Source organism: Methanosarcina sediminis, from assembly GCF_052056915.1.
Taxonomy (GTDB): Archaea; Halobacteriota; Methanosarcinia; order Methanosarcinales; family Methanosarcinaceae; genus MTP4.
This window is the reverse complement of record NZ_CP195119.1, coordinates 2,614,065-2,640,478: the sequence shown is the minus strand read 5'-3', so window position 1 is coordinate 2,640,478 and position 26,414 is coordinate 2,614,065. Positions and strand designations below refer to the sequence as shown.

Here is a 26,414-nt window from a genome sequence, read left to right as displayed (position 1 = left end):
GAGATTGAAGAGGAAATCAGAATGAAGGAAATGGAGGAGTAGAAAAATGAAAGTCGTAGCATTCAACGGAAGCCCTCGAAAAGAGGGAAACACAGCAAAGCTCATAGGACATGTTTTTTCGGAACTGGAAAAGGAAGGAATTGAAACCGAAATGGTGCAGCTTGGAGGAAAGAGCATTCACGGCTGCATAGCCTGCATGAAATGCTTCGAAAACAAGGACAAAAAATGCGTCATTGAAAAGGACATCGTCAACGACTGCATAGCAAAAATGGCTGAAGCCGACGGCATAATCCTGGCCACATCTACATATTTTGCAGACCTGACCCCGGAAATCAAAGCCCTGATAGACCGTGCGGGAATGGTTGCAGTAGCAAATGACGCCCTTTTCAAGCGGAAAGTGGGAGCAGCTGTCGTTGCCGTCAGAAGGGCAGGATCGATACATGCTTTTGACTCAATAAATCATTTCTTCACAATCTCCCAGATGATAATCCCGGGTTCCAGCTACTGGAACATGGGAATAGGGTTCGAAGAAGGGGACGTGGAAAATGATGAAGAAGGCATCCAGACCATGGAGACCCTTGGACAGAACATGGCCTGGCTGCTGAAGAAAATAAATGAATAAAAATTGCGTGGCTAGTGAAGGAAATAGATGCACGAAAATTAAAGAAATGTGCTATAAAACAGAATTAGATAGAAATCAAACATAAAATTCATGGAATTCAAACCGAACCCGGAAGTTTCGAAAGAGTATCAAACTTCCAGGGACCGTTTTTGATTTGCGTTTTCGAGCACTTAATTCGGGTTCCCGCCCCGGTCGTGCTTGCACGACCGGCTTTTCCTTAAAAAACAGGGAAGAACAGAAAATGTATGCAAAAGCCCTGTTTATACTTTAATTTACTTCAAGCCAGGTTCAGACTCTGGTAAAAATTGGAAAAAAGAAAAAAGGAGCATGAAATTCTACGAATAGCAGGCATAAAAAATGAAAATGAACGCCATATTCATGCCAAAGATTAGAAAACGGTTGGCTGAATTGAAATACATGTTTCTATAATTATTTCCTGGAAAAGCCGGCCGCCTTCGGCGCCCGGTGAGAGCCCCGGGACCTTAAGTCTAATCGAAAAAACGCTGTAAGGGATGAAAAAAGGAAGAAAATGTACCTGCGATGGTTCCTTTGATTTTCTTTCCCGTGATTTTCCTTTCTGTGATACTAATTCCTGCGATGCTCATTCAGCCAATAATCCTTCAGACAGTACCCATTCAGGCAATAATCCAGCATTCAGCACTCTTTCCGTCAATTTCTGCAATGCTCTTTTATACCCTCAGGAGAATTTGTATTGGGGGATATAATGAAAATTCTTTACATTTATGCACAACAGGAACCAACGTCCTTTAATGCTGCCCTGAAAAACACTGCTCTTTACGCTTTGAAGGAGAAGGGGCATGAAGTTAAGCTTTCGGACCTCTACGCAATGAACTTCAATCCAGTACTAACCGAGGAAGACTTCACGAAGCGGAAAAAGCCGGACGTTTTCAAGCCTTTCCTTGAGGCAATAAATGCTGTTAAGACCGGGGCTTTTGCGCCCGACATCCTGGCCGAGATGGAGAAGGTAAAATGGGCAGACCTTTTGATCTTCCAGTTCCCGATCTACTTTACGTCCATGCCTGCAATCATGAAAGGCTGGATTGACCGGGTCCTGGCTCCGGGTTTCGGCTTCAACCCGATTACAAACAGTGCTTACGAAACCGGGCTCCTGAAGGGAAAATCCGCAATGATTGTCACAACCACCGGGGCTTCAAAGGAATGGTACTCGGAAGGGGGAGAACACGGGGACCTGAACAAACACCTGGAATCCGTCACTCACTGCGTCTTTGAGTATATGGGGATGCAGGCACTTCCGTCTCATATCATCTACGAAGTCAGCAGAATTTCCAGGGAAAAGGGAGACGAAGAACTCGAAAAGTACAGGAAGAGGCTGCTTGAACTCTGAACTATCCAACTCTGGAGCATTCAACTCCGAGGTATTCAACTTTATATGCCACCAACCTGATGCTTTCAACTCTGAAGCATTCAACTCTGAAGTCCCAGAACTCATGAAAAAATGAGCCGAAGGGATTCAAAAAGATTTTGAAGGAGGCATGGAGCTGATGCCCTGCATCCGGCTAACGACTTCGCCCTCTTCAAGCCGTTCTCGCTCTGGAAAACGGTCTTGAAAACCAGTCTTGAAAGCAAGCTCTTTTTTTCAAAAAACTTTAAAAATCACAATTTTCAGAAATCTCAATTTTGTTGTTACTGCTGCGGCTTCCAGAAGTTATTTTGACATTTTAATTAAAAAATAGTGTCGCTGCAAATTTTTATAAAAATTGAAAGAAAGATTTTAGAATCTCGTGTTTTAATAAAAACCTTTATTAACCGTTATGTATGTTGGAACATAACCATTAAACTCTAAACTGAAAAAGCCCATAAAAACTACAATAAAAACTTATACACTAAAATGAGGTTCCCGGATGAAAAAAGTTTGTACGTTTGTTTTAATTCTGGTCCTGGTTCTAGCTGCATCGGTATCCGGCTGCAGCGAGAAGAAAGCAGCAGGTGCGGAAGGTGCAGCTGCGGAAAACCCGGATATACAGTTCGAAGGAAAAAGCCTGACTGTCTGCTCGGGGGCCGGACTTATCAAGCCCATGAACGAACTGGTCCAGAACTTTGAAAACGAAACAGGAGCCGACGTCCAGGTCCATTACGGCGGAAGTGCCGAGATCTTCGGGATCCTGGCTGCACAGGAATGCGACGTTTTCATCCCTGGAGCCTACTACTATACGGAACAGGCAATGGGCAAGCATTATGTCCTGAACGAAAGTGTCCAGAACGTAACTCTGCACGTCCCTATGATTGCAGTTCCTTCCGGAAACCCGGGAGAAATCTCCGGGATTGAAGACTTTGCAAAACCCGGAATCGAGCTGGCTCTCGGGGACCCGAGCGGGCCTGCCATAGGGAAGGTTGCAAAAAAAATATGTTCGCAAGCAGGCATTCTCCCGGAAGTTGAAAAGAACACGATTGTCCGGACCACAACGGTAAACCAGCTCCTGATCTATGTCGTTACCGGGGAAGTCGATGCAACCTTAATCTGGGAGGATATGGGAAGCTGGGGAGAAGCAAACGGCAAGCTGGAACTGGTCCCGATCCCTGAAGAACAGAATTCCATAAAGACCATACCTACGGCGGTTTCCGTTTATACAAAAGAACCCGAACTTGCAGAGGCCTTTAACAATTATATAGCAGGAGAAGAAGCTGAAGGGACCTGGGAAAAATGGGGCTTTGAGCCATGCAGTCCGTAAGAAAAACCTGCATAAGAAAAACCCTCGAAAGAAATTCCTGCGTAAGGAATTCCTGGTTCAGGAATGCTACCATCGGCATTTCCTGTTTTTTCACCTTTTTGCTTTTCCTGGCTGTGGGGACCCTGCTTCTTGTCCTGAAGCCTTCGGAACTCCTCTCGGCTCTCATGTCGGAAGAGATGCTTTATTCCATGGAGCTTTCGGTACTCACAGCCTCCATTTCGACATTTTCGGTTATGTGTTGTTCCATCCCTACAGCCTATGCCCTTTCACGCTTCTCCTTCCCCGGAAAAAGCCTTGTAAAAACAATTCTCGGCCTTCCCATGGCATTTCCGGAACTCGTTCTCGGGCTTGCCCTGCTGCTCCTCTTTGGGCAGGGCTTTCTGGGACCGTTTCTTGAAACCCTGGGAATAAGAGTGCCCTTCAGCAAGCTCGGAATAGTGGTTGCCCAGTTTTTCATAGCTTTTCCCTATGCGGTCAGGGTCATCTACTCCACGTTCGAGGACATAAACCCCAGGTACGAGCAGGTTTCCAGGAGTTTCGGGTACGGGGAATTCGAGACCTTCAGAAACGTAACCCTTCCGATGGCCAGGAGCGGGCTTTTTGCCTCTGCTGTGATCACCTTTGCCCGCTGCATAGGAGCTTTCGGAGCCGTGCTGATCCTTGCAGGGGGCTCGTACATGCACACCGAAGTCCTGCCAGTCACCCTTTACCTGAACATTTCCTACGGGAACCTGGAAATGGCGATCACAAGCGGGGTCCTGCTGATGTTGATTGCTTTCCTGGCAATCCTGAGTTTCGAACGTTTTGAAGGAGGAAGCCTGTGAGTTTCCTTGAAGTCCGGGACCTTCACCTTAACGTGGGAGGTTTCGAACTGACCGGAATGGGCCTTAATGCCGAAAAAGGGGACTATGTAGCTCTGACAGGCCCCTCGGGCAGCGGAAAATCTCTCCTCCTCGAAACCGTAATAGGGTTTTATTACCCGAAGAAAGGCAGCATATTCCTGGAAGGCAGGGATATTACGGCGCTTCCCCCCGACAAAAGGCAGATCAGCATTGTCTACCAGGACCACATGCTCTTTCCCCACATGGACGTTTTTGAAAATATCGCATACGCCCTCAGGAAAAAGCTCAGGGACAAAAAACAGATAGAAAGCGAAGTCCGGCAAATAGCCGGAATCCTGGGAATTGACGGCCTTCTCCACAGGAAACCCACCACCCTGAGCGGAGGGGAAAAACAAAGAGCAGCCCTTGCAAGGAGCCTGGTCGTCCGCCCGAAACTCCTCCTCCTGGACGAGCCCTTCAGCGCCCTTGATATGAGGAACAGGGAAAATATGAGGGAAGTCCTGAAAAAAGCCATCCGCGAATACCGCACCACCGTCCTCCAGGTGACCCACGACTTTGACGACATCTGGAGCCTCGCAAACAGGGTTGTCATCATAAGACAGGGAGAAGTGATGCAGGAAGGAGACCCAGAATCCGTATTCAGGCAGCCGTCCCCGGATTTCGTTGCGGATTTCCTGGGTACCAACGTGCTGAAGGGAAAGGTCAGGGCTCTCGAAGGAAAACTCACGGTGCTTGAAATCCAAAGCTCGAACGATATCCAGGGTACAAACCAGAGCCAGATATTAGACCATAATCAAAACCAGAACCAGGGCCAGAAACAAAAACAGGTCCAAAGCCAGGCCCAGAGCTTTGAGATCTATTCAGCAGACCCCGCCGAGCCCGGGGAAGAGGTCAGCATTTCCATCCGCCCGGAAGAAATAATCCTCGCCAGGGGAGCCGTGGAAAGTTCTGCCCGAAACACGGTAAAAGGCATAGTTACTGGAATTTCCAAAAAGGAACACCTTGTCCTGGTTGAAATGGAAATAGGGAATTCCGGATCAGAAAATTCCGGATCAGGAAATTCAATGCAGGGGAATTTTGAAACAGGGATTTCAGAGTTAAAAGCCGTTGTGACACCCACATCATGCGAACTGCTGGACCTCGGGATTGGAAAGGAAATTTATGCCGTATTCAAAGCCGCAAATGCCAGAATAATACGCTAATCTGAATTTAAGAATGCTCTAAAAGGAAATTCCGGAACAAGCCAGAAGGAATTAAGAAGCAAAAATAAAATGTCAAGAACAAAGGAGCAAGGAGCCAGACCATGATTGATCTTTTTGAACTGTACTTTTTTGAAGACTGCCCCTATCAGGACGAAAGTGCGGAACTGCTAAAGCTTGAAGGAAAAGGAACTCTCAAAATCCGGACCAGGGAAGCCGGGGTCTGCGCCTGTGCGGACGACCTGGCTGAATACTACGAAAAAAAGGGCCTGAAGGTCCTGAAATACCTGAAGGACGGGGAGAAATTCGAGCCCCAGGAAAGCATATTCGAAGCCGAAGGAGAGCTCAGGACCCTTTTCAAATTCTGGAGGGTTTCCCAGACCTTCCTTACCATCATGTGTGCCATAGCAGGCAAAACCTCAACTTTTGTAAACTCAGCCAGAAAAGAAAACCCGGACGTAATAATCGCAGCAAGCAGGAAAACCCATCCAGGAGCCCGCAGGTTCGAGACAAAAGCCATAAGGGCAGGAGGAGGAGACGTCCACAGGAACTCCCTCAGCGATTCCATCCAGCTCAGCCAGAACCACCTGGAAGTGGCAGGAGAACTGGGAAAACTCCGCGCCCTGAAAAAGATAGAAATCGAGCCCAGGTCCCGGGAAGAAGCCTTCAAATTCGCCGAAATGTCCGACATCATGCTCCTTGACCACCTTTCCCCTGAAGAGCTCAGGGAACTGGGCCCCGAACTCAAGAAACTCAACCCGAAACTCGAACTCGCTGTTGGAGGCATAAAGGCAGATAAGATTCCCGAATACGCGCCTTTCGTGAACATCATAGTCTCAAGTGCCCCGTATTATGCACAGCCCCTTGACTTTACAACGAAGATCGAGAGAATAGGGAACTAAAGTTGAAGGCAGCAGCAAAAGGTGAAAGTTAAAACCAACAGCTAAGGCCAACAGTTAAAACCAATAGCTAAAGCCAATAGATGAAGGAAATAAATAAAACCAACTGATGAAGGTGACCGCATGACAGGCAACGAAAAAAAATATGAAACCGGAGCCGTACCTGCCCTCGTAAACGAACTCAGTCAGAACTTCGGGCCTGCCCTTGAAGATATAAAAGCCGAAGACGTTCGCATAGGCCTTGCCTACACCGGAGTTATGCTCTCGGACGGCTACGGAGGCGTGGCCTGTACCCCAATTTTTGATTTTTCCGGCTGCCCTGCCCTGGGTTTTGCAGGCAGGCTGAAAGGAAGCTCCGCAGACACCCTGCTCGAACTTGCCCTCTCAAAAAACCACCTCGAAGCGGCCGTAGGAATCGCAGCCGCAAACGCCCTATCCCACATGCTCCTGGACCGAAAGCCCGAAAACTTCCCTGCTTCGGGACCTGACACGGAACTTGACGTCCTCGACCTCATCAACCCCGGAGACAGGGTTGCAATGGTGGGATACTTCGCCCCTATGGTCCCGAGCATTTCGAAAAAAGCCAGGAGCCTGACCGTCCTTGAAAAGCGGGAAATCGAATCCCCTAAAGTAAAAACCCTGCCCTCGGAAAAGGCAGATGAAGTCCTCCCCGCATCCGACGTAATCATCCTAAGCGCCAGCACCCTTGCCAACGGTACACTGGACGAGCTCCTGAAATTTGCAACCTCCGGGGAAGCAAGAGAAGTTATACTGCTTGGACCGAGTGCACCCCTGTACCCGAAGCCTTTCTTTGAACGCGGGGTTACGGCAGTAATGGGGACAAAAATCACGGATTCGAAGAATATGCTTACCGTGCTCAGCGAAGCGGGGGGAACCAAGAAGCTACACAGGTGCTGTGGAGAGAAAGTGGCATTCAGGAAAAAGCAGTAAAAAGTCCGCTAACGTTCAGAAAAAGTGACCTGTAAGCCGTTTATTGACTCGGGATTTCAGTCCCCGGGAAAGTTAAATCGTATAGATTTCTGATCCCCACGCTCTCACCGGTCGTCGAAGACGACCGGCTTTTCCAGAAAAAAATTGAAAAAGAAATTGAAAAAATACAGGATAGCCGTATGTTCGAACATAGGCTGGAAGGTAGAAGCAGTAACTGGAAAGCTTCTCCCTGGAAAAAATTACTTCCTTTTTATTTTCACCAAAATCAAAAGCCCTAAAATGACCATTATTGAAGTAAAACCAGGTGTTTGATTAGTTGTTTCATTACCAGCCATTTCTTCTTCATTATTAGAGGAGTTGACATCAGCAGCTTCATAAGCTTCATCCACATCTGATCTGTCGTCTACTGATTCTATTGCTATATCTTCTATTATGTATCCTTCATATTCAAAAACAACTGGTACGTCACTTATGCCTTCCTGTTCGCACTGCTCATCTATTACCTGATAGATTTCATCAATTAATGATTCACTTATTTTTTCTGAACTGTATCCCTGAAAACCTACAGCTAAATATCCATTGATGGAGGTTCCAAAACTGCTCACAGGGCCACCGAATTCAACAAAATATGCGCCAATTCCTGCATCGGGATTAGAAGGACTAGAAAGTGACCGACTACACTGAACAAGCGAATCTGTCCATTCCACTTTTTCACTGGCATCTGTGATTACGGGCATTGTTCCTCGAGCAGCTACGAAACCGGAACTGTTCTCGGCCTTTTCAAAAATTTCTGGACCATAATCAGGTAACGGTAAGTCATCCTCATCCTGTGCCCATACAAAGACCACAGGGATCTCGCTTATACCTCCCTGCTCTTCACAGTAATCCTCAATTTTCTGATACATTTCGTCAATCCGGAGGTCATCCACTTCTCCCTGATAGGCAGAGCCCAATTCGATTATTATTATATCACTGGCAGCAACGCTTTTTATAGAACGGTCAAATTCGGAATATGAAGGTCCCATTCGGGTAAGATTTAGCCAGCAATGTACAATTGAATTTTTCCACTCCTGATCAATTGTTTCCGGCACGGTTCCCCTGTAGGCTATGAACGAGGGATCATTTACAAATTCCGTTATAGAATCAGATATTTCATTATAATCGGAATCGTTAAATTCATCATCAGCGGCACTTGCAGAACCAGAGGATAAAACTAAAACAAATATCATAAGCAGCAGCCATTTGCCAATATTGATTCTTTTGAACATTTGGATCAAACCTTTGTAAGTACTTTACAGTTATAATTATTGGCTATTGTATTAAATGGCAGGTTGTATAAAAGTATATTCAAAGATTATTATTATGTTAAAACTTCGAGGATTCTGTTTAGTTACATAATATATTTTCAGGAAAGGCCGGTTGCTTGCGCAACCGGTGAGTTCCCGGGGTTCGAGATCTATAAAGACAACTGCCTACACTGGGAAGTGAAAAGCCAGAAAGATTACATAGCGGCACTGGAAATTGAAAAGCCAAGAAATCGTATAATGGCGCTGGAAATTGAAAAACCAGAAAAGCAAATAAAAGGAAAACTGAAAACTAGAAAATCAAACCGCTGGGAACTGAAAAGCTAAAAAGAAGAAGTTGAGGGCTTTAATCACCCTCATTTTACCATTCCATAAGTTTATTTCCCACTATTCCTACCTAAAAACCCGCGGGAAACAAAAGCTCTCTTACACCCTTTCCTTGATCTTTGCAAAGAGCTGCTTCAGGGTGTCTTCGTTGCTCTGCGTGAACTCGAAGGGGGAAGTTGTGAAGGGTTCGAAGTGCACGGCAACGTCGTCCAGCCTGTAGAAGGTCCCATCGCATTCCATGGCGTCGATGACTCCGGGGAGTACTACGTCGGATGCGACTGTGGTCGGGCAGGGCGCGATGTCCAGGCAGACCATGGGGATTTCGGCAAGGTAGGAGGCACAGTCGGCGGGGATGTGGCAGACAAGGTCGGCACACATAACCAGGGCTGCGTCCACGTCCTTTTCCCTCAGGAGGTCTACGGTTGTGAATTCTCCGGGGTTGTAGCGGGGGTGGCCCCTCATGAAGTCAAGCCCGAAGGGGTAGCCGTAGAGGTAGGAGGCAATCTGGTTGAAGCCTGCGACGTTGCAGTGGCCGCGGAGAGCACCCAGGGTGAACTTGGTATAGTTGTTCAGTTCCTTAACCAGGTTCATGGCAATCTCGGCATTCCTGTGCTTTCCGATTGAGGAGGAAAGACCAAGGCCTACGGAAACGGCTCCGAACTTGCAGTTCTTCATCATCTCGACCATTTCTTTCATGGTGGAGATAGGGACCCCTGTGATTTCTTCTACCGAGGGATGGGGCTCTTTTCCGTGCAGGATGGTCAGGAGGGCACTTCCGAGTTCGTAGTCGGAATTGGGCTTGAGCTGGATGTGCAGGTCGGAAGCTTCTGCGGTGGGAGTCTTTCTGGGGTCGATGGTGATTATCGTCCGGTCAAAACGCCCGCGCTTTGTCCAGTAGCCTCTGGGGAAGACCCCGTACCTGGACATCTGCCGCGGCATGGACTCAAGAGGGTTGGTCCCCCAGTATACCACAAGGTCAGCCCTGTTTTTCTTCTGCCCTTCGGTTGCTCCGACTTTTCCGGCTTCCTGGATACCCATAGCTGTGGGGCCGTGGCAGATCGTGGCGTTGGAGTCAACAGCCGCCCCCAGGTATTCCCCGATATGGAGCCCTACTTCGTGGGCTTCACAGGAGGTCTCGCTTCCCAGGAAGAGCAGGGGGCGCTTTGCCGAAACCAGGATGTCGGCAGCCTTTTCAAGGGCAGCGTCCCAGGCTGCTGGCGTGGGCTTGCTGTCTCCTTCCTTTTTAATGAGGGGCTCCCTGAGCCTGTGGGAACTTACAACTTCCTTAAACTTGGCACTTCCCATCCTGCATGCATTCTTTACTTCAATCGTTCCGTCCCCGAGCTCGACCTGGATATCATCACAGGCTGCCCCGCAGACAGGACATACTATGTTTTTGGAAACCATATTCACAGCCCTCCGACATAAACTTTCAAAACAACGTCTTCGGCGCTCAGGACCTCGTCTTCCGTGGGCTCGATGTTTACCGGGGCGCCCTTGTACAGGGGGGAACCCGTGGAAAGGGTATCTGGGTCAATGACCACGTTGGACCAGATGGCTCTTGGCATAAACACCTGGCCCTGACGGACCGCATCCGTGCATTTCGTGTTGACTGCAACGGTGTGTTTGCCGTTTCGGCTGGTCACTTTCACCTTTTCGGGAGAGCCGAGCGCTTCAAAATCTTCGGGGGAAATCCAGCAGACCGCACACTCCGCCTGGTATTCGCCGGTCAGCTTGTCTCCTCCCTTGGCAAGTTTGCCTTCCTCAATCGTACTTCCGCTAATGAGTAATACTTCCATTCCTCTCACCTCAGAGCCCCGGGTTTGCGTCCGCAGCCACATAGAGCACTCCTTTTGCCCGCTTGCTGATCGCAAAGTCCCCTGCAAATTTCTTGAACTCGCCCGCGTACTCGAAGTCTCCGAAAGCGGGGCCTGTTTCCGACCCAACGCATTCGAAGCCCGGGGAAAAGCGCTCGATCCGGCCTCCGATGAGCAGGGTTCCCCCACTCATTTCAACTCCGACAGTGCGAAGAGCGCCACCGCGGACAGCAATAAGCCCGCCTGTCTGGCGAATCCCGCAGAAACCTTCCACATTTCCTTCCACGAAGATTTCCCCGCCGTCCATACCGCCTCCGAGCTGGTGCCGTGCCGAGCCTTCTATGACGATGCGCCCGCCTTTCATCCCGTGCCAGGAACCGCGGTAAGCGCAGCCCACATGGTCTCCGGCGTTGCCTTTGATCTGCAAAAGCCCGCCTTCCATTTCCATGCCTGCCCAGGAATCAGCGTCTCCCGAGACCAGGATTTCGCCTCCTTTCATCCCGGCGCCTACATGCATGCCTGCGGAACCTTCGATCTCGATCCTGCCTGCGGTCATGCCTTCCCCGATCTTTTTGACCCGGAGCATGTCCCCTTTTATACGGATCAGGACGTTTTCGGCAGTTTCTCCGGCAAAATCCTCTTCATTTCTTTCCACATCGAAAAACTCGGCAAGGGGATAGGTCTTTGGCCCCTGCCAGATTTCCAGCTTTCCGATTTCCTCGGCACTCTTGCCGGCAAAAGCGTCAGGGGTGATGGCCTCTGCCTCAAGTTTGATATCGATTTCCTTTTTCGGTATAAGCACTACTTCTGCCATTGCCTCACCTCTCTTTGTTTATCTGTATCGGGGTCGGGTTTTCAAGGTATTTTTCAGGAGTCGGGTAGTTGGCAAAGCCGAGAGTGTAGTACCTGAACCACTCCTTGACGTCAACCAGCATCTCTTTTTCCTTTTCGTCTTCCACGTGCACCTCGGAATAGTAAGTCCGCTTTTCGGGCACGGATACGATTTCCCCGTTCTTTGCCACTATTTCTCCCGCCTTGATTGTGTATTCAGCCCGTGCAAAGGCCCGGATGAGTTCCTCGTAGTTGTTTGAATCAAGCTTCTGCGGGTTGAGGTTGTAGACCGTAACATCCCCGTCAGCCCCGAGGCCGAGAGACCCTTTCCTGTGCGCCATACCTATGGTCCGGGCAGTGTTGGCCCTGGTCAGGATTGCAATGTCGTAGAGGGAAAGTTCCCGGTCCACGCCGCCAAGTTCGCTCCTGTCGCTGGCCCATTTGTGGCATTCCGAAAAGGTCTGCTTCCTGGAAGCCTCGGACATGAGCCAGGCCATGACTACGGGATACTTCGTAAACGGCCCGCCGTTCGGGCTGTCCGTGGTCATGATGGTCTTCCAGGGGTCTTTGATAAGGAGAAGAGTCTCAAGCCCCATGGCCCACTGCAAACTGTGCACGGGGTTGGCCTTGAGGTAGGTGAAAGGCAGGACACCGGATCCGCATTCAAGCTCGATGTCAGCGTTCGACCACTTGTTGCCTGTGAGGGTGTAGAGGTCGTGGATTGCAGGCCCGTCTCCGGTCATGACAGTTGCTTCCCCGAAAGGAGTACAGCCGCTGTCGATAACCACATGGTCCTTATTGTTAATGTAATCCGCAACGTCTTTTACTCCGGACTCACAGTCCCCCCAGCTTGTGCCTGCAAAACTGTTGAACATCAGGTGGGTGAGGTAGACAGAGCGGTCCCGCGAAGGGTCCATTTTTGTCTCGGCCCATTCCACGTCCATTTTCTGTTTGGCCTTTATCCCGTCCGGAATTTTCAGGGAATCTTTTGTGATCTCGTAGCAGCCCGGATGCCCGAGGTTGTTGGCATGAAGGTGCAGGGGCATGGGCATTCCCAGCATTTCGTTAACCTCGGCGAGGCCCTTGATCATTTCCCTGGGAGTCATTTCGAAATGGATGTTGGCCTGGTCCAGGTTGTTTACGTTGTCTCCCCAGCCCCAATTCTCGACTCCTGCGGGATTGACACACTTGATCCCGTAGGTCTTGTGGGTTTTCATCATCCAGGCAACATAAGCTGCTGCCCTGTCGAATTCCCCGTCCTTCAGGTAGCGCATCAAAAACCAGTTGTTCCCGAGCACAAGGTAGCCGCCCATATCAAGCAGGGGAGTGGCACGCATTTCCTCATGGGTATGCCGGGCTTCAAGCGGGGGAACTGCGGCTTCAAAGACCGTGGTGTAACCCATTGCTGCGTAATCGTAACCCTGCTTGTAGACCGAAGGGACAGTGTAGCCTGAACCCGAATGTGTAAGTTCGGTCTTATTGATGTTGGTCTTGTAGTGGTCCTCAGGACGCATCTGCCTTCCGGCATTGACCTTTGCCCCTGCTACGTGAGAGTGAGAGTCAACCCCGCCCGCCATGACCGTCATGCCTGTGGCATCGATTACTTTTGCGTCCTGCATTTCAGCAGCGGAAAGTTCCCTTACGACTTTTCCGTCCCTGATAAAGATGTCCATGACGTCCCCGTTGATCTCGTTCAGGGGGTCTAAGACGTACCCGTTCTTGATGGCAATGGTTCCTGCCATTTTATTCCACCTCTCTTTTTACAAGCCTGATAGCGTCTACGGGACAGATAAGGGCGCATGTGCCGTCTCCTCCGCAGAGTTCCTGGTCCACAACTCCTACCTTTCCATCTTTAACCTCGAGGATAGCTTTCTCGTCCAGGTTATTCAGGTGCCCTGCGGCAAGTTCCCTGTCCCCTAAAGCATTTACGGGACAGACAATTACGCAGTTTCCGCAGCCCAGACAGGCTGAGTCGTCAGTTTCCAGGCGGGTGCGAAGCAGGGCTTCCGGGACCGGAGCCTCAACCAGCTTTTTCTCAAGGGCTCCTTTTTTCTCCATTTCCGGCAGGATAGCCGTCTTGCGGACGTCAATGGCGTCCACGGGACAGGACACCGCACAGGCCCCGCAGTAAATGCAGGCATCCGGCCGGTGAGTAATCTTTTCAACCCTTTCCCCGGCAGCCCAGTCTTTATTGAGAAGGGCATTTGCGGGGCAGACTTCCACGCAGGTGTGGCAGGTCTGGCAGGTGTTCTCGTCCCATTCCCAGCGGCCTTCAAAGGGTTTTTCCACGGAAATAGCGTCCGCAGGACAGACCGCCGCACACCAGCCACAGTGCACGCAGCTTTCCGTATCAATGCTGGTCTTTCCAACAAGCTTCAGGCTTCCGTCCTCTGCAAGTTCTTTTGTAACCGTAATGCAGTCTTGCGGGCAGACTTCAGCACAGAGCCCGCAGTGGACACAGTTTTCGTCCACGGAAGTGGGTTTCAGGGCTCCTGAAAGGTAAGAAGCATCTTTCAGGGACTTTCCTTCCTGCCTCAATTCCAGGGCACCTGTGGGGCAAACCCTGGCACAGATCCCGCAGACAATGCAGTCTTCGCCCTTCATTTCAAGAAAATCCGCGTCAAGCAGGCCTCTTGCAACGGCACCCACGGCTCCGATTGCAAGGCTCCCTTTCGGGCAGGCCTGCACACAGGTCCCGCAGCCTATGCATTTTTCAGGCAGGTAGACCAGTTGCTTGTCTTTTTTTTCGGAAAAGACCGACAATCTTCTGTCATCTTGCATTTTATTTACCTCTAAACCGTTATTCTGTGCATTCGCCGCACAGCAGCTCATCATTATACCGAATGAACATCTCACCGCATTTTTCGCAGCGCTGTATCCGTTTTTTACCCTTAACCGGAACTTTGATATCCACGAAGTTCCAGGTGTACACCTTTTCCCCGGCTGCCAGCAGGTCGGGCAGGACCTCGGTATGGGGGAGTTTCGCGGTGTTCAGGTACCAGGCGTGAAGCTTCGGATACGCCTCTGTCTTTTCAGGGTCGAGCATGATGCGGACCCCCTTTGTAGCATCTACACCGTCAGGAACTCGCTTGTTCACGGTTACTGCCATTTTCCCCAGGTCCTTGATCTTCAGCCCGTTGTTCCCGCTGGTTGCCCCGCCCAGGATCTGGAAGGGGTCAGGCACGCAGTTTCGGGTTTCACAGGTCACGTATATACGCTCCCCGTCCCTCACATCGAGCACTTTCCTTGCAATATTGAGCATCTGGAGGCCGATGAAAGCCCCGGAAGTCAGGTAGCCGTGAAAGGGGACGAGCTTCTCGATCTGGGAAAGCAGTTCAGGGTCCTTTATCTGTTCTATAATCGTTTCCATGGGACGCCTCACAGGATCTAAATCCGGAATTCAAATCCGATGTATTTTTTAGAGGGCACCCCGGCATGTCACACCCATTATGCCACATTCATTATGTTGATTCCAACATATCAGGAGTCCATGAGGATGCCCGGTTCGATTGAACAATCACACAAACCTGCCGCCGGCAAAGGAAAGTCCGGAGCAAGAAATTATTTTACAAACAACCATTATGTTAATTTCGACATAACACAAAAAAATATGCTATGCCACATAGATCATTTTTCGAAATAAACGTAGTGAACTTTTATTCACAGCACCAAAGGAACGGAGACAAGGCATTCTACCTGCAGGATTTGTCATAAAGCTCCCAGTAGGTCAGACGAACCCCAAACATCAAATTGATGTACCCCGATATGTTTGATTAAACATATCGGTCGAGACAGAATCTCCATTAAACTTTGAGAATAATATAAGCAGATCAATTATAAAATTATCGATAGGAAATTGATTCCGGATAAAAACAGAAAAATAAAACATTCAATTTTAAGCCTGGCCAATCAAACTGAAAATAGCCCGATTTAGTAAGACAAAAATAGATAGATAGGATATTTAATAAAGCATATTGAGAATATACTTTGATAAAATGTTAATTAAATAAAATTAAATCACATTAGTTGTTACAAAATAGAAAATTATTAATCAAAAGATCTGCATCTCATTTTTAATGTCCATACCGGAAACACGAATCAAAGAACTTGTAGCCCACAGATGGGACCTTGCCTCCGAGACATTCGACACGCACGCCAGCCACGGGATTCAGAGTGAACGGGAAAGGGATTCCTGGGAAAACACTTTCAAAAAAGTATTCCCTGAAGACTGCCTGAAAATCCTGGATGTAGGTTGTGGTACCGGAGAGCTGAGCATACTCTTCGCTGAGATGGGGCATGAGGTGACAGGTATCGATCTTTCGGAGAAAATGCTTGAAAAGGCAAAATCAAAAGCCCATGCCCGCAGAATGGACCTGGTTTTTGAAAAAGGAGATGCCGAATCTCCTGCCTATGGACCTGCTTCTTTTGATGTGGTGATAAACCGCCACCTTCTATGGACGCTTCCTAACCCCCAGCTTGCCATAACTAACTGGAAAAATGTTCTCCGAGAAGGAGGCATGGCCATCATTATTGACGGGATATGGGACGACGGGACGCTCGGCACAAAGCTCCGCAGAGCGACAAGCTGTCTTGGGACTCTGATCATGGAAAGGAAAAATCCGCGAAAAGGACACTGCGGGTACTCGGAGGAACTGAAATCCATGCTCCCGGATGTAAGGGGCCCTCCTCCCGAAAAAGTGGAAGGGTATCTGGAAAATGCAGGTTTTAGCAGCATAGAAAACCTGCCTCTCACAGAGATTCTGGAAATCCAGAAACAGCACATGCCTTTCCGGGAGAGAATTTCCTTCAATTTCCAGTACTACCTGGTCCACGGCAGGAAATGAGACTCAGTGTTGTAAAAAGGAGATTCCGAAAAAAAGGTTCTGAAAAAGGAGATTCCGAAAAAAGAGATTCCGAAAAAAGAGATTCCAAAAAAAGAGATTCTGAAAAAGGAGATTCCGAAAGGAGAGATTCTGAAAAAGGAGATTCCGAAAAAAAAGATTCTGAAAAAAAAGATTCCAAAAAAAGAGATTCTAAAAAAGGAGATTCCGAAAAGAGAGATTCTGAAAAAGGAGATTCCAAAATGAAGGAAAAAAACACTCCCCTATCTATACTTATTATAACCTTACTGGTCTGCGCCTCACTGCTTACCTCCGGATGCACCGGCACGGAAGGAAGCGAGGTAACGGAAGAAAACCCCGGTTCGAATACGCTGGTGCTCGGAGAGATGTGGGAGATCGAATCAATTAACACTGTCGACGGGGACGGGGGCACCCTGATCTGTGAAAAAGCCGCCGTAACCGAGACCCTTGTTGGTGCCAACCAGGACTTTTCCCTGAAACCGGGGCTTGCAACGTCCTGGGAACAACTCGAAGAAAACACCTGGGAATTCAAGCTCAGAAATGACGTATTTTTCCATGATGGAAGTAAAATGACTGCGGAAGAAGTCAAATCCTCCCTGGGAAACGTCATTGCCAAAAACCCAAGGGTAGCTTCCATGCTCAAAATAGCGTCCATGGAAGTTGTCGACGATTACACCCTCAAAATAGAAACCTCGGAACTCAACCCCATCCTTCCCGGAGTTCTCCACTATCCGGATACTGCCGTAATAAGCCCCTCTTCCTTTGACGAAGCCGGAGAATTCGTCAAACCTGTTGGGACAGGCCCGTATAAGTTCGAGTCCTTTGACGAACAGACCCGGATCCTCACCGTCGTGAAGAACGAAAACTGGTGGGGAGGAGAAGTGGGCCTTGACAGGATGGTCCTGAAAGGGATGCCCGACCCAAACACCCGGGCAATGGCAATCGAAAACGGGGAACTGGATTTTACCGTCGACGTGCCCTACAGTGAAACTGACCGGATAAACGAGCTTGATGGCATCAACGTGGAGAAATACAAGACCCCAAGAGTGTACAAAATAGACATAAACCTGGGGCATGAACCGCTGGGAGATGTAAGGGTCAGGCAGGCCATGTCCTATGTAATTGACAGGTACGAAATTGCAGAACACGTCCTCTACAACGTGGGAGAACCTGCAGCAGGTCCTTTCCTCCCCACAATGGTCTGGGCAAACAAGGACCTTCAGCCCTATACAAGGAACCTGGAAAAAGCCGATAAACTCCTCACGGAAGCAGGCTGGGTGGACACGGACGGGGACGGGATAAGGGATAAGGACGGAAAACCCCTCAGGCTTAACCTCATGACCTATTCTGCAAGGCCGGGGCTGCCCCCCATGGCCGAAACCATGGCTGCCCAGCTAAAAGAGGCGGGCATTGATGTGGAAGCTGAAGTCCTCGAGTTCGGGGCTATATACGACAGGAAAGAGAAAGGCAACTGGGACCTTTACCTTGCAGCCTACAACATAGCAATGGTCCCTGACCCCGAATATGTCCTGAGCAACTGGTACATGACCGGAGGGCCTGACAACGGTCCGGGTTATTCCAACCCCGAGGTCGACTCCCTGATCATGGAAGCAAGGAAGCTCACAGACCTTGAAGAGCGCTACCGGAAGTTCAACGAGGTGGAAGCAATCGTGTACGAAGAACAGCCGATGATCCTTGTTGCTTACTACGGCTGTGCCATTGTGAAGAAGGACTATGTGAAGGGTTATGTCTTCGACCCGACCGCCCACGACTACCGCACAAATGCGGACATGTACATCGAAAAGTAAAACTCGAAAAGCAAAATTCGAAAAGTAAAACTGGAAAATTAAAATTTAAAAGAAAATCCGGAGAAGAGGGAAAGAAATTGCGGGCACGAAGTTTCATGCCTTCCTCTTTTTTCAGTCCCCTCCCCGGATAAGAATTCCAAACAGAACTATGCGGGCAGGCAGGGGCGCTGATGCAGCCTGCCGGCCTTGAGGAGGAAGCATGAGATATTTCTTGAAAAGGCTCGGGTTCATGGCGCTAACGGTTTTTGCGGTCTGTGCCCTGACCTTTTTCCTTATGAACGTGATTCCCGGAGGCACCGCCGAACTGATCCTGAAACATACCTTCGTGGGCCTGGAAGAAAGCGCAACCGAAGAACAGCTCAACCAGATCTCAAGCCGCTACAACCTGGACGACCCCCTCTACATCCAGTTTTTCAGGTGGGTGAAGGCCGCTGTCACGGGGGAGGGCATCGGGACTTCCTACGTTTTTAGAAAACCGGTCCTTTACCTCCTGGCCCTGCGCCTGCCGGCAACCATCCAGCTTGCAGGGGCAAGTATGGCAATCGCAGTGCTGGCGGGGGTAAGCCTCGGGATATATTCGGCACTCAGGGAAAACAGGATTTCCGACCACATTCTCAGGGTTGTGACCCTGTTTGGGGTTTCCATGCCCTGTTTCTGGGTCGCCCTGCTTTTAATCCTGGTATTTTCCCTGAAACTGAAACTTGTCCATGTTGCAGGGTACGGAAGCCTGGAAAACCTGTTCCTGCCGGCAGCAGCCCTTTCTCTCCACTCCATGGCAGCGGTTATGAGGGTCACCAGGACAAGCATGCTCGAGACCCTGGGGCAGGAATACATCAGGTTTGCACAGGCCAAGGGGCTTCCCCTGAGGAAGATCATAAGCCGGCATGCCCTGAAAAACGCAATGCTTCCCGTGGTCACGGTGATCGGGTTCCAGATGGGAAACCTGCTTGGGGGAACCATTGTGATCGAGAAGATCTTCGCCTGGCCGGGGATAGGGAGCCTCCTTGTGGACTCGATCTCAGCCAGGGACCTGCCAATGGTACAGGGCTGCGTGCTTGCCATTGTAAGCATGTTCCTCCTCGTGAACTTCCTTGTGGATATGCTCTATACGCATCTCGACCCGCGGATAAGGTACGGTTGATACCATGGATAACGTATTTGCTGACAGATTCAGGAGAGAAGGCTTTTTGCCGCAGCTTGGGGAATACGGCGGCGAGTTTGCAAAAAGGGTCTTTCAAAGGAAGGACATGCTTTTTGCCCTGGCCGCGCTTGTGCTTTTTGCAGGGGTTGCCCTTTTTGCCCCCATGCTCTCTCCTTATGACCCGAACGCAATCGATCTCAAGAACAAGAACCTCGGCCCTTCCGAAGGCCACCTGCTGGGCACGGATTACCTGGGAAGGGACCTCCTGAGCAGGATACTCATAGGGGCCCGGATTTCCCTCTCCATCGCCTTTGGGGTGGTCCTCATTTCCCTGTTCGTGGGAATTGCCGCGGGCTGTGCTGCAGGGTACTACGGGGGGCTTGTGGACGAAAGCATCTCCAGTGTCATAGACATCTTCCTCTCCTTCCCGGGAGTGATCTTTGCCCTGACCATCATGGGGGTGCTCGGAAGCGGGGTTTTTAACCTGGTGCTTGCCCTCTCGGTTGTCCAGTGGGCAAGGTACGCACGGCTGATGAGGGGGCAGGCCCTCTCCCTCAAAAAACAGGAATTTGTCCTTTCCGCCGTGACAAGCGGGGCAGGAGACTTTCACATCATCCGCAAACACATCGTGCCCAATGCCATAGCCCCTCTCCTCGTGCTTGCCACAATCGACCTGGGGCACGTCATCCTTTCCATCGCCACCTTAAGTTTCCTGGGAATAGGCCTGCCTGCCGATGTCCCGGAGTGGGGGGCGATGCTTTCCGCAGGAAAGGAGTTCATGAGGACGGCTCCTCACCAGACCATCTTCCCGGGGCTTGCCATCACCTTCGTTGTTGTAATATTCAGCATCCTGGGAGACGGCATCCGGGACATCCTGGACCCGCACCATGAAGGAGGGGAGATGTATTGAGCCTGCTTGAAATAGGAGAACTCTCCGTGGAATTCCCCGCCGGGGAAGGCAGCGTAAAAGCAGTCTCAAAAGTATCTTTTGACGTCAGGGAAGGGGAAACCTTCGGGATAATCGGGGAGAGCGGATCAGGAAAATCCGTTGTAGGGCTTGCCCTGCTCCGGCTCCTCCCGGCAAATGCCAGGGTTTCCGGAAACGTTTGCTTTGCCGGAAAGGAACTCTTTTCCCTGGAGCCCTCCGAACTCCGGAAAATCCGGGGAAAACGCATCTCCCTGATGCCCCAGAACCCCGCAGGGGCCCTGAACCCGGCTCTTAAAAACGGGCTTCAGATAGGAGAAGTGTTCGAAAGGAGAGGGATTGAGAAAAAAGAGGGAATGAAAAAAGCCCTCGGGCTCATGAAAAAACTCTTTTTGCAGGACCCGGAAAAGCTCTGCGGCCTTTACCCCCACCAGCTTTCGGGAGGGATGAGGCAGAGGCTGCTTGCAGCCATGTCCCTTTCCTTCGAGCCCGAACTTTTGATCGCGGACGAGCCTACAAAAGGGCTGGACCCGGAAGCCAGGGCAGGAGCCGTGGAACTGTTTACTAAAATAAAAAACGAATACGGCAAGACCATGCTCCTGATCACCCACGACCTTGACCTGGCCCATGAGGTCTGCGACAGGGTCGCCGTGATGTACGCAGGGGAGGTCGTGGAACTGGATGAAGCCTCAAAAGTCCTGCATTCCCCGGGACACCCTTACACAAAAGGGCTTATCCGGGCCCATCCCCGAAACGGGCTTGTCCCCCTGAGCGGGCAGAGCCCGAGCCGGATAAGGCTTCCTGAGGGTTGTTTTTTCCATGAACGGTGCAGGTACGCAGCCGTTGAGTGTTCCAGGCGGCATCCGGAAATGCAAAACCATGAAGGAGGGGGGATCAGGTGCCATCTCCGGTCCTTGCAGTAAACGGACTGAAAATGAGCTTTGGGGATGCCGAGGTGTTCAAAAACGTCAGTTTCTCGGTAGCGCCCGGGGAAACCCTGGGACTATTCGGGAAAAGCGGTTCCGGAAAGACCACTATCGGCAGGTGTATAATGGGGCTTGAGAAACCCACGGACGGGGAAATCCTTGTCCACGGGAAAAATATTCTGGGCATGGGGAAAAAAGAGTTCCGGGACCTGCGCCCGAAAATCCAGATGATTTTCCAGCACCCGGAAACGTCCCTTGACCCCAGGATGAAAGCCTTTGACAGCCTGGTAGAACCTCTCAGAGTCCGGGCCGGGCTCAAAAAAACCGAGCTCCTGGAGAGGGTCGAAGAGCTGGCAGAGCTGACCGGGCTTCGCCCGGAACACCTGGCCCGCTACCCGAACCAGCTCAGCGGGGGAGAGATCCAGAGAGTGGTGCTTGCCAGGATTATGTCCTTATCTCCGGATTTTGTGGTTGCGGACGAACCCACGTCCATGCTCGATGTCTCGGTCCAGGCCCAGATCCTGCGCCTTATGCAGAAAGTCCAGAGGGAAACGGGAGTTTCCTACCTGCTGATCTCCCACGACCTCGACGTCCTGAGGAGGGTCTGCCACAGGATAGCTTACCTGGAAAACGGAAACATAGCTTCGATTGAAGATGTCAGGAAAAAAGAGGTATCAAAACATGCCCGTTCAAGAAAATAAGATCAAACAAAACATTGCCCGGATCTGGGACGTTTCATCCGAAACCTACGACAGCCATGAAGGGCACGGGATCCAGACCGAAACAGAAAAAGAAGCCTGGAAACAGCTTTTCAAAAGCCTCCTTCCCCCGGGCAGGCTTGAAGTGCTCGATGTGGGCTGCGGGACCTGCGAGATCGGGTTCCTGTTTGCTGAAATGGGCCACCGTGTAACAGGGCTTGACCTTTCGGATAAAATGCTTGAAAAAGCGAGGGCAAAGGCAACCGGTAAAGGGTTTGACACCACCTTCAGGAAAGGAGATGCCGAAATACCCCCTTTTGAGGCACAAACATTCGACGTAGTTGTCAACCGCCACCTCCTCTGGACCCTTCCTCACCCGGATGTTGCGGTCCGGAACTGGAAACGGGTGCTAAAGGAGGGGGGAGTGCTTCTGGTAGTCGATGGGCTCTGGAACGACGGCTCGCTCGAAACCAAAACGAGGAGGCTTATAAGCGACCTCTGTACCCTGCTGGTCGAGAAGAGAAATCCCCGGAAAGGGTACTACTCAAGGGAGATCAACAGCGAACTTCCCAACCCTCATGGGGCTCCCCCGGAAAAAACGCTTGATTACTTCAGGGCGGCCAGCTTCAAAAATGTCGGGGACCTGGACCTGAAAGAGCTTATCGATCTCCAGAAAAGGAAGATGCCGCTTCGGAAGCGGATAGCCTTCAATTACAAATATCATCTGATCTACGGGGAAAAATAATCCCGGAAGAACTTGAGGAAAAAAGAATTCCGGAAGAGCTTGAGTGAAAAAATAATCCCGGAAGAAATTGAGGAGAAAAAGAATCAGGAAGGATGATTCCATGAAAATAGCGAAAACAGCGAAAACAGGATCTTCAAAAAAAGGGGCTTCAGTCCTTACGCTTATGCTTGTCCTCTTCATCCTGACCGCATCTCTCTGCAGTTCGGGCTGCACGGATTCGCCCGGGGAGGGGGAAGGCGGGGCAGGAGAATCAAAATCCTCACCTTCACCCGAAGCTGAAGGAGAAAAAACCCTTACAATGGGGGTTATGTGGGCAGTCCAGAGCATTGACCCCCTTGTCTGCGAGGAGACAAACGAACTTGTTACCGAGTACCTGGTTAAATGCAATAACGACTTTTCCTTAAAACCCTATCTTGCCACCTCCTGGGAAGCGATTGACAGCAGTACCTGGGAATTCGAATTGAGAAAAGACGTGCTCTTCAGCAACGGAGACCCCTTTACCGCCGAAGACGTGAAGTTTTCCCTGGAATGGGACATCGAGCACAATAACAAACTCGCCCAGCTGACAAAGATCGAAAGTATTGACGCGCTGGACAAGCATACCCTGCAAATCCGCACAACAGATCCAAATCCCGTTCTGCCCGAAACCCTGCACTATTCAAAAGCCGCAATCTTCAGCCCTAAATCCATAGACGAAAACAGGGAAATGGGGGTGCCGATCGGGACAGGACCTTTTAAAATCGAGTCCTATGACGACCGGGACTATACCCTTGTGTTCGTGAAGAACGAAAACTGGTGGGGAGGGGAACCCGGACTTGACAGGGTCATTTTCAGGACAATGGAAGACCCGAATACCCGGGCAATGGCAATCGAAAGCGGGGAAATCGATTACACCCTTGATGTCCCCTACAACGAGGTGGACCGCCTGGACGCCCTTCCCGGGATCACGGTTGAGAGGTTCGACACGGCAAACGAGTACATCCTGGAGATGAATGCAAAGCAAGAAGCCCTTTCCGACAAAAAGGTCAGGCAGGCTCTCTCTTACGGCATAAACAGGGAAGAAATGGTTGAAAACGTACTCTTTGAGGTAGGGAGACCCGCCACAGGAATATTCCTGCCTGAAATGCACTGGGTAAACAGGGATCTTGAACCCTACCCCTACAACCCCGAAAAAGCAAAAGAGCTGCTTTCCGAAGCCGGATGGACCGATTCAGACGGAGATGGGATAAGAGAAAAAGCCGGAGAGAGCCTGACCCTGAGCCTTCTGACCTACCCTAACCGCCCGGGGCTTCCTCCCATTGGAGAAGCAATGGCAGCCCAGTACAGGGAACTTGGAATTGGTGTAAGGTACGAAGTGATGGAATGGGGAGGCATCTCGGACAGGCTGAAGGAAGGCGACTGGGACCTCTTGCTCTCGACCATGGGAGTCTCGAATGTTGCAGACCCGAGCTATGTCTTCAACGACATGTACATGACAGGCGGAGACGGGAACCGGGGAGGGTACTCAAACCCCGAACTTGATGGCATGATCACAGAGGCAAACGGAATCGCAGACCCCGAACTTCGCTATTCGAAATTCGATGAGGTCCAGGCATATGTCCACGAAGAGCAGCCCATCATCCCCGTCTGCTACTACGGCTGCGCAGCGGCCAGGAAAGACTCGATCAAGGGCCTGGTCTTCGATACCACGGTGCATGGATACTTCCTGAACCCTGAAATGTACATCGAAAGCCAGAGTTAAAGGGAACCCTGAGCCACAGAGAAACGTGAAAAACAGTAAACAAACACAGAAAGAAAAACCAGCAAAATGAAACAGCAAAATGAAACAGCAAACAAAACAGTAAACAAAACAGAAAAACGAAAATAAATATGAACACATTTTAAGACGGAGCTCCAGCTCAACAAGATGCCAGGAAAGGAGCTCTGATCTTTTTTCATTAAGACTCAGTCTTTTACAAATTCCACAGCCGCCGTCCTGTCCGCAATAACGTTCCGCCCTTCGCTGTCAATGACCTTTAAGCTAATTTCAGACCCTGCCTTGAAGCCGTAGTTGTCCGAGGTGTTCTTCCCTCCACCAACACTTACTTTGACACTGGAATACGAATCACCTTCCGCACTATCCTGCCCGCAGAGAATTAATCTTTCCCCGACATCCCAGAAACCGTCTTCAAGAGCGGCACCATTTCGGTCCATGTAGTCAGGATTCTTACCTTCCGAACTCAGGTCTTCGTAGTGGACAATGGTGTTCCCTTCTACTCTGCCACTCCCCTTGGTTCCAACAACTCCACGGTAGGAATTTCCATACCCACTAATTCGAATAGAAGTGGTTTTAACAGGTAGTGAGTCCCCCCCTTTATGCTCAAGCATTATCTGGTTTTCTTCAAGCGTGACTCTTTCATCCGTCGGACCAACACCGTAAAGTCCCCCCTCACAGGATTCAAGATCGATTTTTGCCACAGGTGACTGGAAACTTGCGCCCCCCCGAGAGCTATCGAAGAAACTGGACGCAGCTAACCCCACAAGTATAAACAAAATCATCAAAAGAATAAGGGAGCCTATTACAGGAACGGCAGCATCTGACCCCGACTTTGACGAAAAGAAGGATTTTAACCGAACTTGTATCCAGGCTTTCATTAAGATAATTTATAGACATGTCAGGATAAATAGATGAGGGTTGATCAAAAAATAATTAGGAACCTATAAATTTGTGAGGAAAGGAGCTTATTTTCTTTTGCGCTTTTCTTTTTCCTCGTATTCCTTTTCAAGTTCAAAAATTTCCCTGACCTTCAGGAGTTCCTTCTTGCTTCTTGAGTAGTGCACGAAAACCATCACAACCCCGAAAAGAAGGGCAACGATTGCCGCAAAGAAGTACAGAGGAGAAGACTCACGGTAATACTTCACCTGGATAGTCTGCTCCCTTTCATCCATTTCCGAGGCAATCCAGAGAAAGGTCTGCCTGCCTAGCTCATCCTCTTCCACGGCATAAGGCTCTGGCCTGGGTATCCCGAAAACACGGTTGCCCGTGGCATAACCTTCCGGAATTACCACACGGATGAACTCCGAATCAGGCCTCATGATAGCGAGATTCTGGGCTCCCGGCATTTTAAGGGTGTAAGCAATAAAACCCGTTACATTTTCCTCAAAATCCAGGTTTATGACTTTCATATTGCGGCGGTTTTCCCTGGTCAGGGTATAATTGAGGTCCGAAAGCTCACTCCTTTCAGAAAGTTCCTGGAAGGTATCCAGGTCTGCCTCCGTTGCATTCGAAGGCTCTACAAGCAGGACGAGGTTTTCGATGGGAACTTCCTCGGGACTTCCGCCAAAGGATTCGGTGGGGAAAATCTCCAGCTTGCTGGCATCTATGACCATATTGACGACCCGGACTTCCGTATTGTTTCCAAGGGGATAATACGTGGTGGTATTTGCTGGAATTCCGGTCCCGCCTTCATCCACAAAAACTTCAAATTCATAGGAAGAAGCGTTCCCCGACTCATCAAGGACAATTTCTTCCGTTTCTTCGATACAGCCCGATACGAAGACCACCAGAAGGGCCAGGAGCGCAAACAAAGCCTTAGTTCTCATTTTCACGGACAACTTCTCCCATTCAGTTTAGAGTGTGTATATTTTCAACCTGCGGCAATCTCCTGTTCCCCCGGAAAAGAGGACTTTGCAGGGCCAGGGTAAATGTCAGCTTTTATCCTATGCGTCCCCATCTTAATAAACAAAACGGATACCCGGCCTGAATGGGCAGCCTGAAATGAACAGCCAAAACACCTCTCCGAACCCTCCGAAGCAGAAAAGATTAC

General features: G+C 50.1%; 25 protein-coding genes. 16 read left to right on the top strand and 9 right to left on the bottom strand.

Annotated features, from left to right (window positions below):
• The first annotated feature begins 46 nt into the window (after positions 1-46).
• From ACSAZK_RS11435 to ACSAZK_RS11405, 7 genes are all read left to right on the top strand, one after another.
• Entirely contained in the window at positions 47-622 is a 576-nt protein-coding gene (locus tag ACSAZK_RS11435; protein WP_440954259.1) for a flavodoxin family protein, read from the top strand.
• Between the two features lie 724 nt (positions 623-1,346).
• On the top strand, positions 1,347-1,988 hold the full coding sequence (locus tag ACSAZK_RS11430; RefSeq protein WP_440954258.1) for an NAD(P)H-dependent oxidoreductase: 642 nt from the start codon (positions 1,347-1,349) through the stop codon (positions 1,986-1,988).
• Between the two features lie 517 nt (positions 1,989-2,505).
• A complete protein-coding gene (locus ACSAZK_RS11425; protein WP_440954257.1) occupies positions 2,506-3,333 on the top strand; it encodes a molybdate ABC transporter substrate-binding protein in 828 nt (275 codons plus the stop codon).
• Positions 3,321-4,157 (top strand): ABC transporter permease, encoded by an 837-nt coding sequence (locus tag ACSAZK_RS11420; RefSeq protein WP_440954256.1) that lies wholly within the window; start codon positions 3,321-3,323, stop codon positions 4,155-4,157. Before ACSAZK_RS11425 ends, ACSAZK_RS11420 begins: the two co-directional genes overlap by 13 nt.
• A complete protein-coding gene (locus ACSAZK_RS11415; protein WP_440954255.1) occupies positions 4,154-5,377 on the top strand; it encodes an ATP-binding cassette domain-containing protein in 1,224 nt (407 codons plus the stop codon). The genes ACSAZK_RS11420 and ACSAZK_RS11415 overlap by 4 nt, the downstream gene beginning before the upstream one ends.
• 101 nt (positions 5,378-5,478) lie before the next feature.
• The gene (locus ACSAZK_RS11410; protein ID WP_440954254.1) at positions 5,479-6,276 is read left to right on the top strand and encodes a nicotinate-nucleotide pyrophosphorylase; all 798 of its coding nucleotides are present in this window, start codon (positions 5,479-5,481) and stop codon (positions 6,274-6,276) included.
• A 120-nt stretch (positions 6,277-6,396) separates the two neighbouring features.
• The gene (locus tag ACSAZK_RS11405; protein ID WP_440954253.1) at positions 6,397-7,224 is read left to right on the top strand and encodes a Rossmann-like domain-containing protein; all 828 of its coding nucleotides are present in this window, start codon (positions 6,397-6,399) and stop codon (positions 7,222-7,224) included.
• 239 nt (positions 7,225-7,463) lie between these two features.
• Here ACSAZK_RS11405 and ACSAZK_RS11400 read toward each other — a convergent pair whose 3' ends face one another.
• Positions 7,464-8,492: a hypothetical protein gene (locus ACSAZK_RS11400; RefSeq protein ID WP_440954252.1), complete on the bottom strand. Its 1,029-nt coding sequence runs from the start codon at positions 8,490-8,492 to the stop codon at positions 7,464-7,466.
• Between the two features lie 39 nt (positions 8,493-8,531).
• Between ACSAZK_RS11400 and ACSAZK_RS11395 the strand changes: the two genes are divergently transcribed.
• On the top strand, positions 8,532-8,855 hold the full coding sequence (locus ACSAZK_RS11395; protein WP_440954251.1) for a hypothetical protein: 324 nt from the start codon (positions 8,532-8,534) through the stop codon (positions 8,853-8,855).
• A gap of 99 nt (positions 8,856-8,954) precedes the next feature.
• Here ACSAZK_RS11395 and ACSAZK_RS11390 read toward each other — a convergent pair whose 3' ends face one another.
• From ACSAZK_RS11390 to ACSAZK_RS11365, 6 genes are read right to left on the bottom strand one after another with little or no spacing between them, the layout of a single operon-like run.
• Complete coding sequence (locus tag ACSAZK_RS11390; RefSeq protein WP_440954250.1) at positions 8,955-10,262, bottom strand: formylmethanofuran dehydrogenase subunit B; 1,308 nt, start codon at positions 10,260-10,262, stop codon at positions 8,955-8,957.
• A 2-nt stretch (positions 10,263-10,264) separates the two neighbouring features.
• Positions 10,265-10,654: a molybdopterin dinucleotide binding domain-containing protein gene (locus tag ACSAZK_RS11385; protein WP_440954249.1), complete on the bottom strand. Its 390-nt coding sequence runs from the start codon at positions 10,652-10,654 to the stop codon at positions 10,265-10,267.
• 10 nt (positions 10,655-10,664) lie between these two features.
• Positions 10,665-11,486, bottom strand: coding sequence for a formylmethanofuran dehydrogenase subunit C (locus tag ACSAZK_RS11380; protein WP_440954248.1), 822 nt, complete (start codon positions 11,484-11,486; stop codon positions 10,665-10,667).
• A gap of 4 nt (positions 11,487-11,490) precedes the next feature.
• Positions 11,491-13,245 carry a formylmethanofuran dehydrogenase subunit A gene (locus ACSAZK_RS11375; protein ID WP_440954247.1) on the bottom strand — a complete coding sequence of 585 codons (1,755 nt, stop codon included), beginning with the start codon at positions 13,243-13,245 and terminating at the stop codon, positions 11,491-11,493.
• A gap of 1 nt (position 13,246) precedes the next feature.
• Entirely contained in the window at positions 13,247-14,284 is a 1,038-nt protein-coding gene (locus ACSAZK_RS11370) for a 4Fe-4S binding protein (RefSeq protein ID WP_440954246.1), read from the bottom strand.
• A gap of 19 nt (positions 14,285-14,303) precedes the next feature.
• Positions 14,304-14,873: an FmdE family protein gene (locus ACSAZK_RS11365; RefSeq protein ID WP_440954245.1), complete on the bottom strand. Its 570-nt coding sequence runs from the start codon at positions 14,871-14,873 to the stop codon at positions 14,304-14,306.
• Between the two features lie 706 nt (positions 14,874-15,579).
• Here ACSAZK_RS11365 and ACSAZK_RS11360 point away from each other — a divergent pair.
• From ACSAZK_RS11360 to ACSAZK_RS11325, 8 genes are all read left to right on the top strand, one after another.
• A complete protein-coding gene (locus ACSAZK_RS11360; protein WP_440954244.1) occupies positions 15,580-16,347 on the top strand; it encodes a class I SAM-dependent methyltransferase in 768 nt (255 codons plus the stop codon).
• 239 nt (positions 16,348-16,586) lie between these two features.
• Positions 16,587-18,173: an ABC transporter substrate-binding protein gene (locus ACSAZK_RS11355; protein ID WP_440954243.1), complete on the top strand. Its 1,587-nt coding sequence runs from the start codon at positions 16,587-16,589 to the stop codon at positions 18,171-18,173.
• Between the two features lie 199 nt (positions 18,174-18,372).
• On the top strand, positions 18,373-19,314 hold the full coding sequence (locus ACSAZK_RS11350; RefSeq protein ID WP_440954242.1) for an ABC transporter permease: 942 nt from the start codon (positions 18,373-18,375) through the stop codon (positions 19,312-19,314).
• A 4-nt stretch (positions 19,315-19,318) separates the two neighbouring features.
• On the top strand, positions 19,319-20,224 hold the full coding sequence (locus ACSAZK_RS11345; protein ID WP_440954241.1) for an ABC transporter permease: 906 nt from the start codon (positions 19,319-19,321) through the stop codon (positions 20,222-20,224).
• A complete protein-coding gene (locus ACSAZK_RS11340) occupies positions 20,221-21,162 on the top strand; it encodes an ABC transporter ATP-binding protein (protein WP_440954240.1) in 942 nt (313 codons plus the stop codon). The genes ACSAZK_RS11345 and ACSAZK_RS11340 overlap by 4 nt, the downstream gene beginning before the upstream one ends.
• On the top strand, positions 21,138-21,866 hold the full coding sequence (locus tag ACSAZK_RS11335) for an ABC transporter ATP-binding protein (protein WP_440954239.1): 729 nt from the start codon (positions 21,138-21,140) through the stop codon (positions 21,864-21,866). The genes ACSAZK_RS11340 and ACSAZK_RS11335 overlap by 25 nt, the downstream gene beginning before the upstream one ends.
• On the top strand, positions 21,847-22,608 hold the full coding sequence (locus ACSAZK_RS11330; protein WP_440954238.1) for a class I SAM-dependent methyltransferase: 762 nt from the start codon (positions 21,847-21,849) through the stop codon (positions 22,606-22,608). The genes ACSAZK_RS11335 and ACSAZK_RS11330 overlap by 20 nt, the downstream gene beginning before the upstream one ends.
• Positions 22,609-22,708: 100 nt before the next feature.
• Positions 22,709-24,349 carry an ABC transporter substrate-binding protein gene (locus tag ACSAZK_RS11325; RefSeq protein ID WP_440954237.1) on the top strand — a complete coding sequence of 547 codons (1,641 nt, stop codon included), beginning with the start codon at positions 22,709-22,711 and terminating at the stop codon, positions 24,347-24,349.
• A 203-nt stretch (positions 24,350-24,552) separates the two neighbouring features.
• On the opposite strand, the gene ACSAZK_RS11320 is transcribed toward ACSAZK_RS11325, so the two are convergent.
• Together ACSAZK_RS11320 and ACSAZK_RS11315 are read right to left on the bottom strand one after the other, a co-directional pair.
• Positions 24,553-25,242 (bottom strand): type IV pilin, encoded by a 690-nt coding sequence (locus tag ACSAZK_RS11320; RefSeq protein ID WP_440954236.1) that lies wholly within the window; start codon positions 25,240-25,242, stop codon positions 24,553-24,555.
• Positions 25,243-25,329: 87 nt separating this feature from the next.
• Positions 25,330-26,190 carry a DUF5803 family protein gene (locus tag ACSAZK_RS11315; RefSeq protein WP_440957004.1) on the bottom strand — a complete coding sequence of 287 codons (861 nt, stop codon included), beginning with the start codon at positions 26,188-26,190 and terminating at the stop codon, positions 25,330-25,332.
• Between the last annotated feature and the right edge of the window lie 224 nt (positions 26,191-26,414).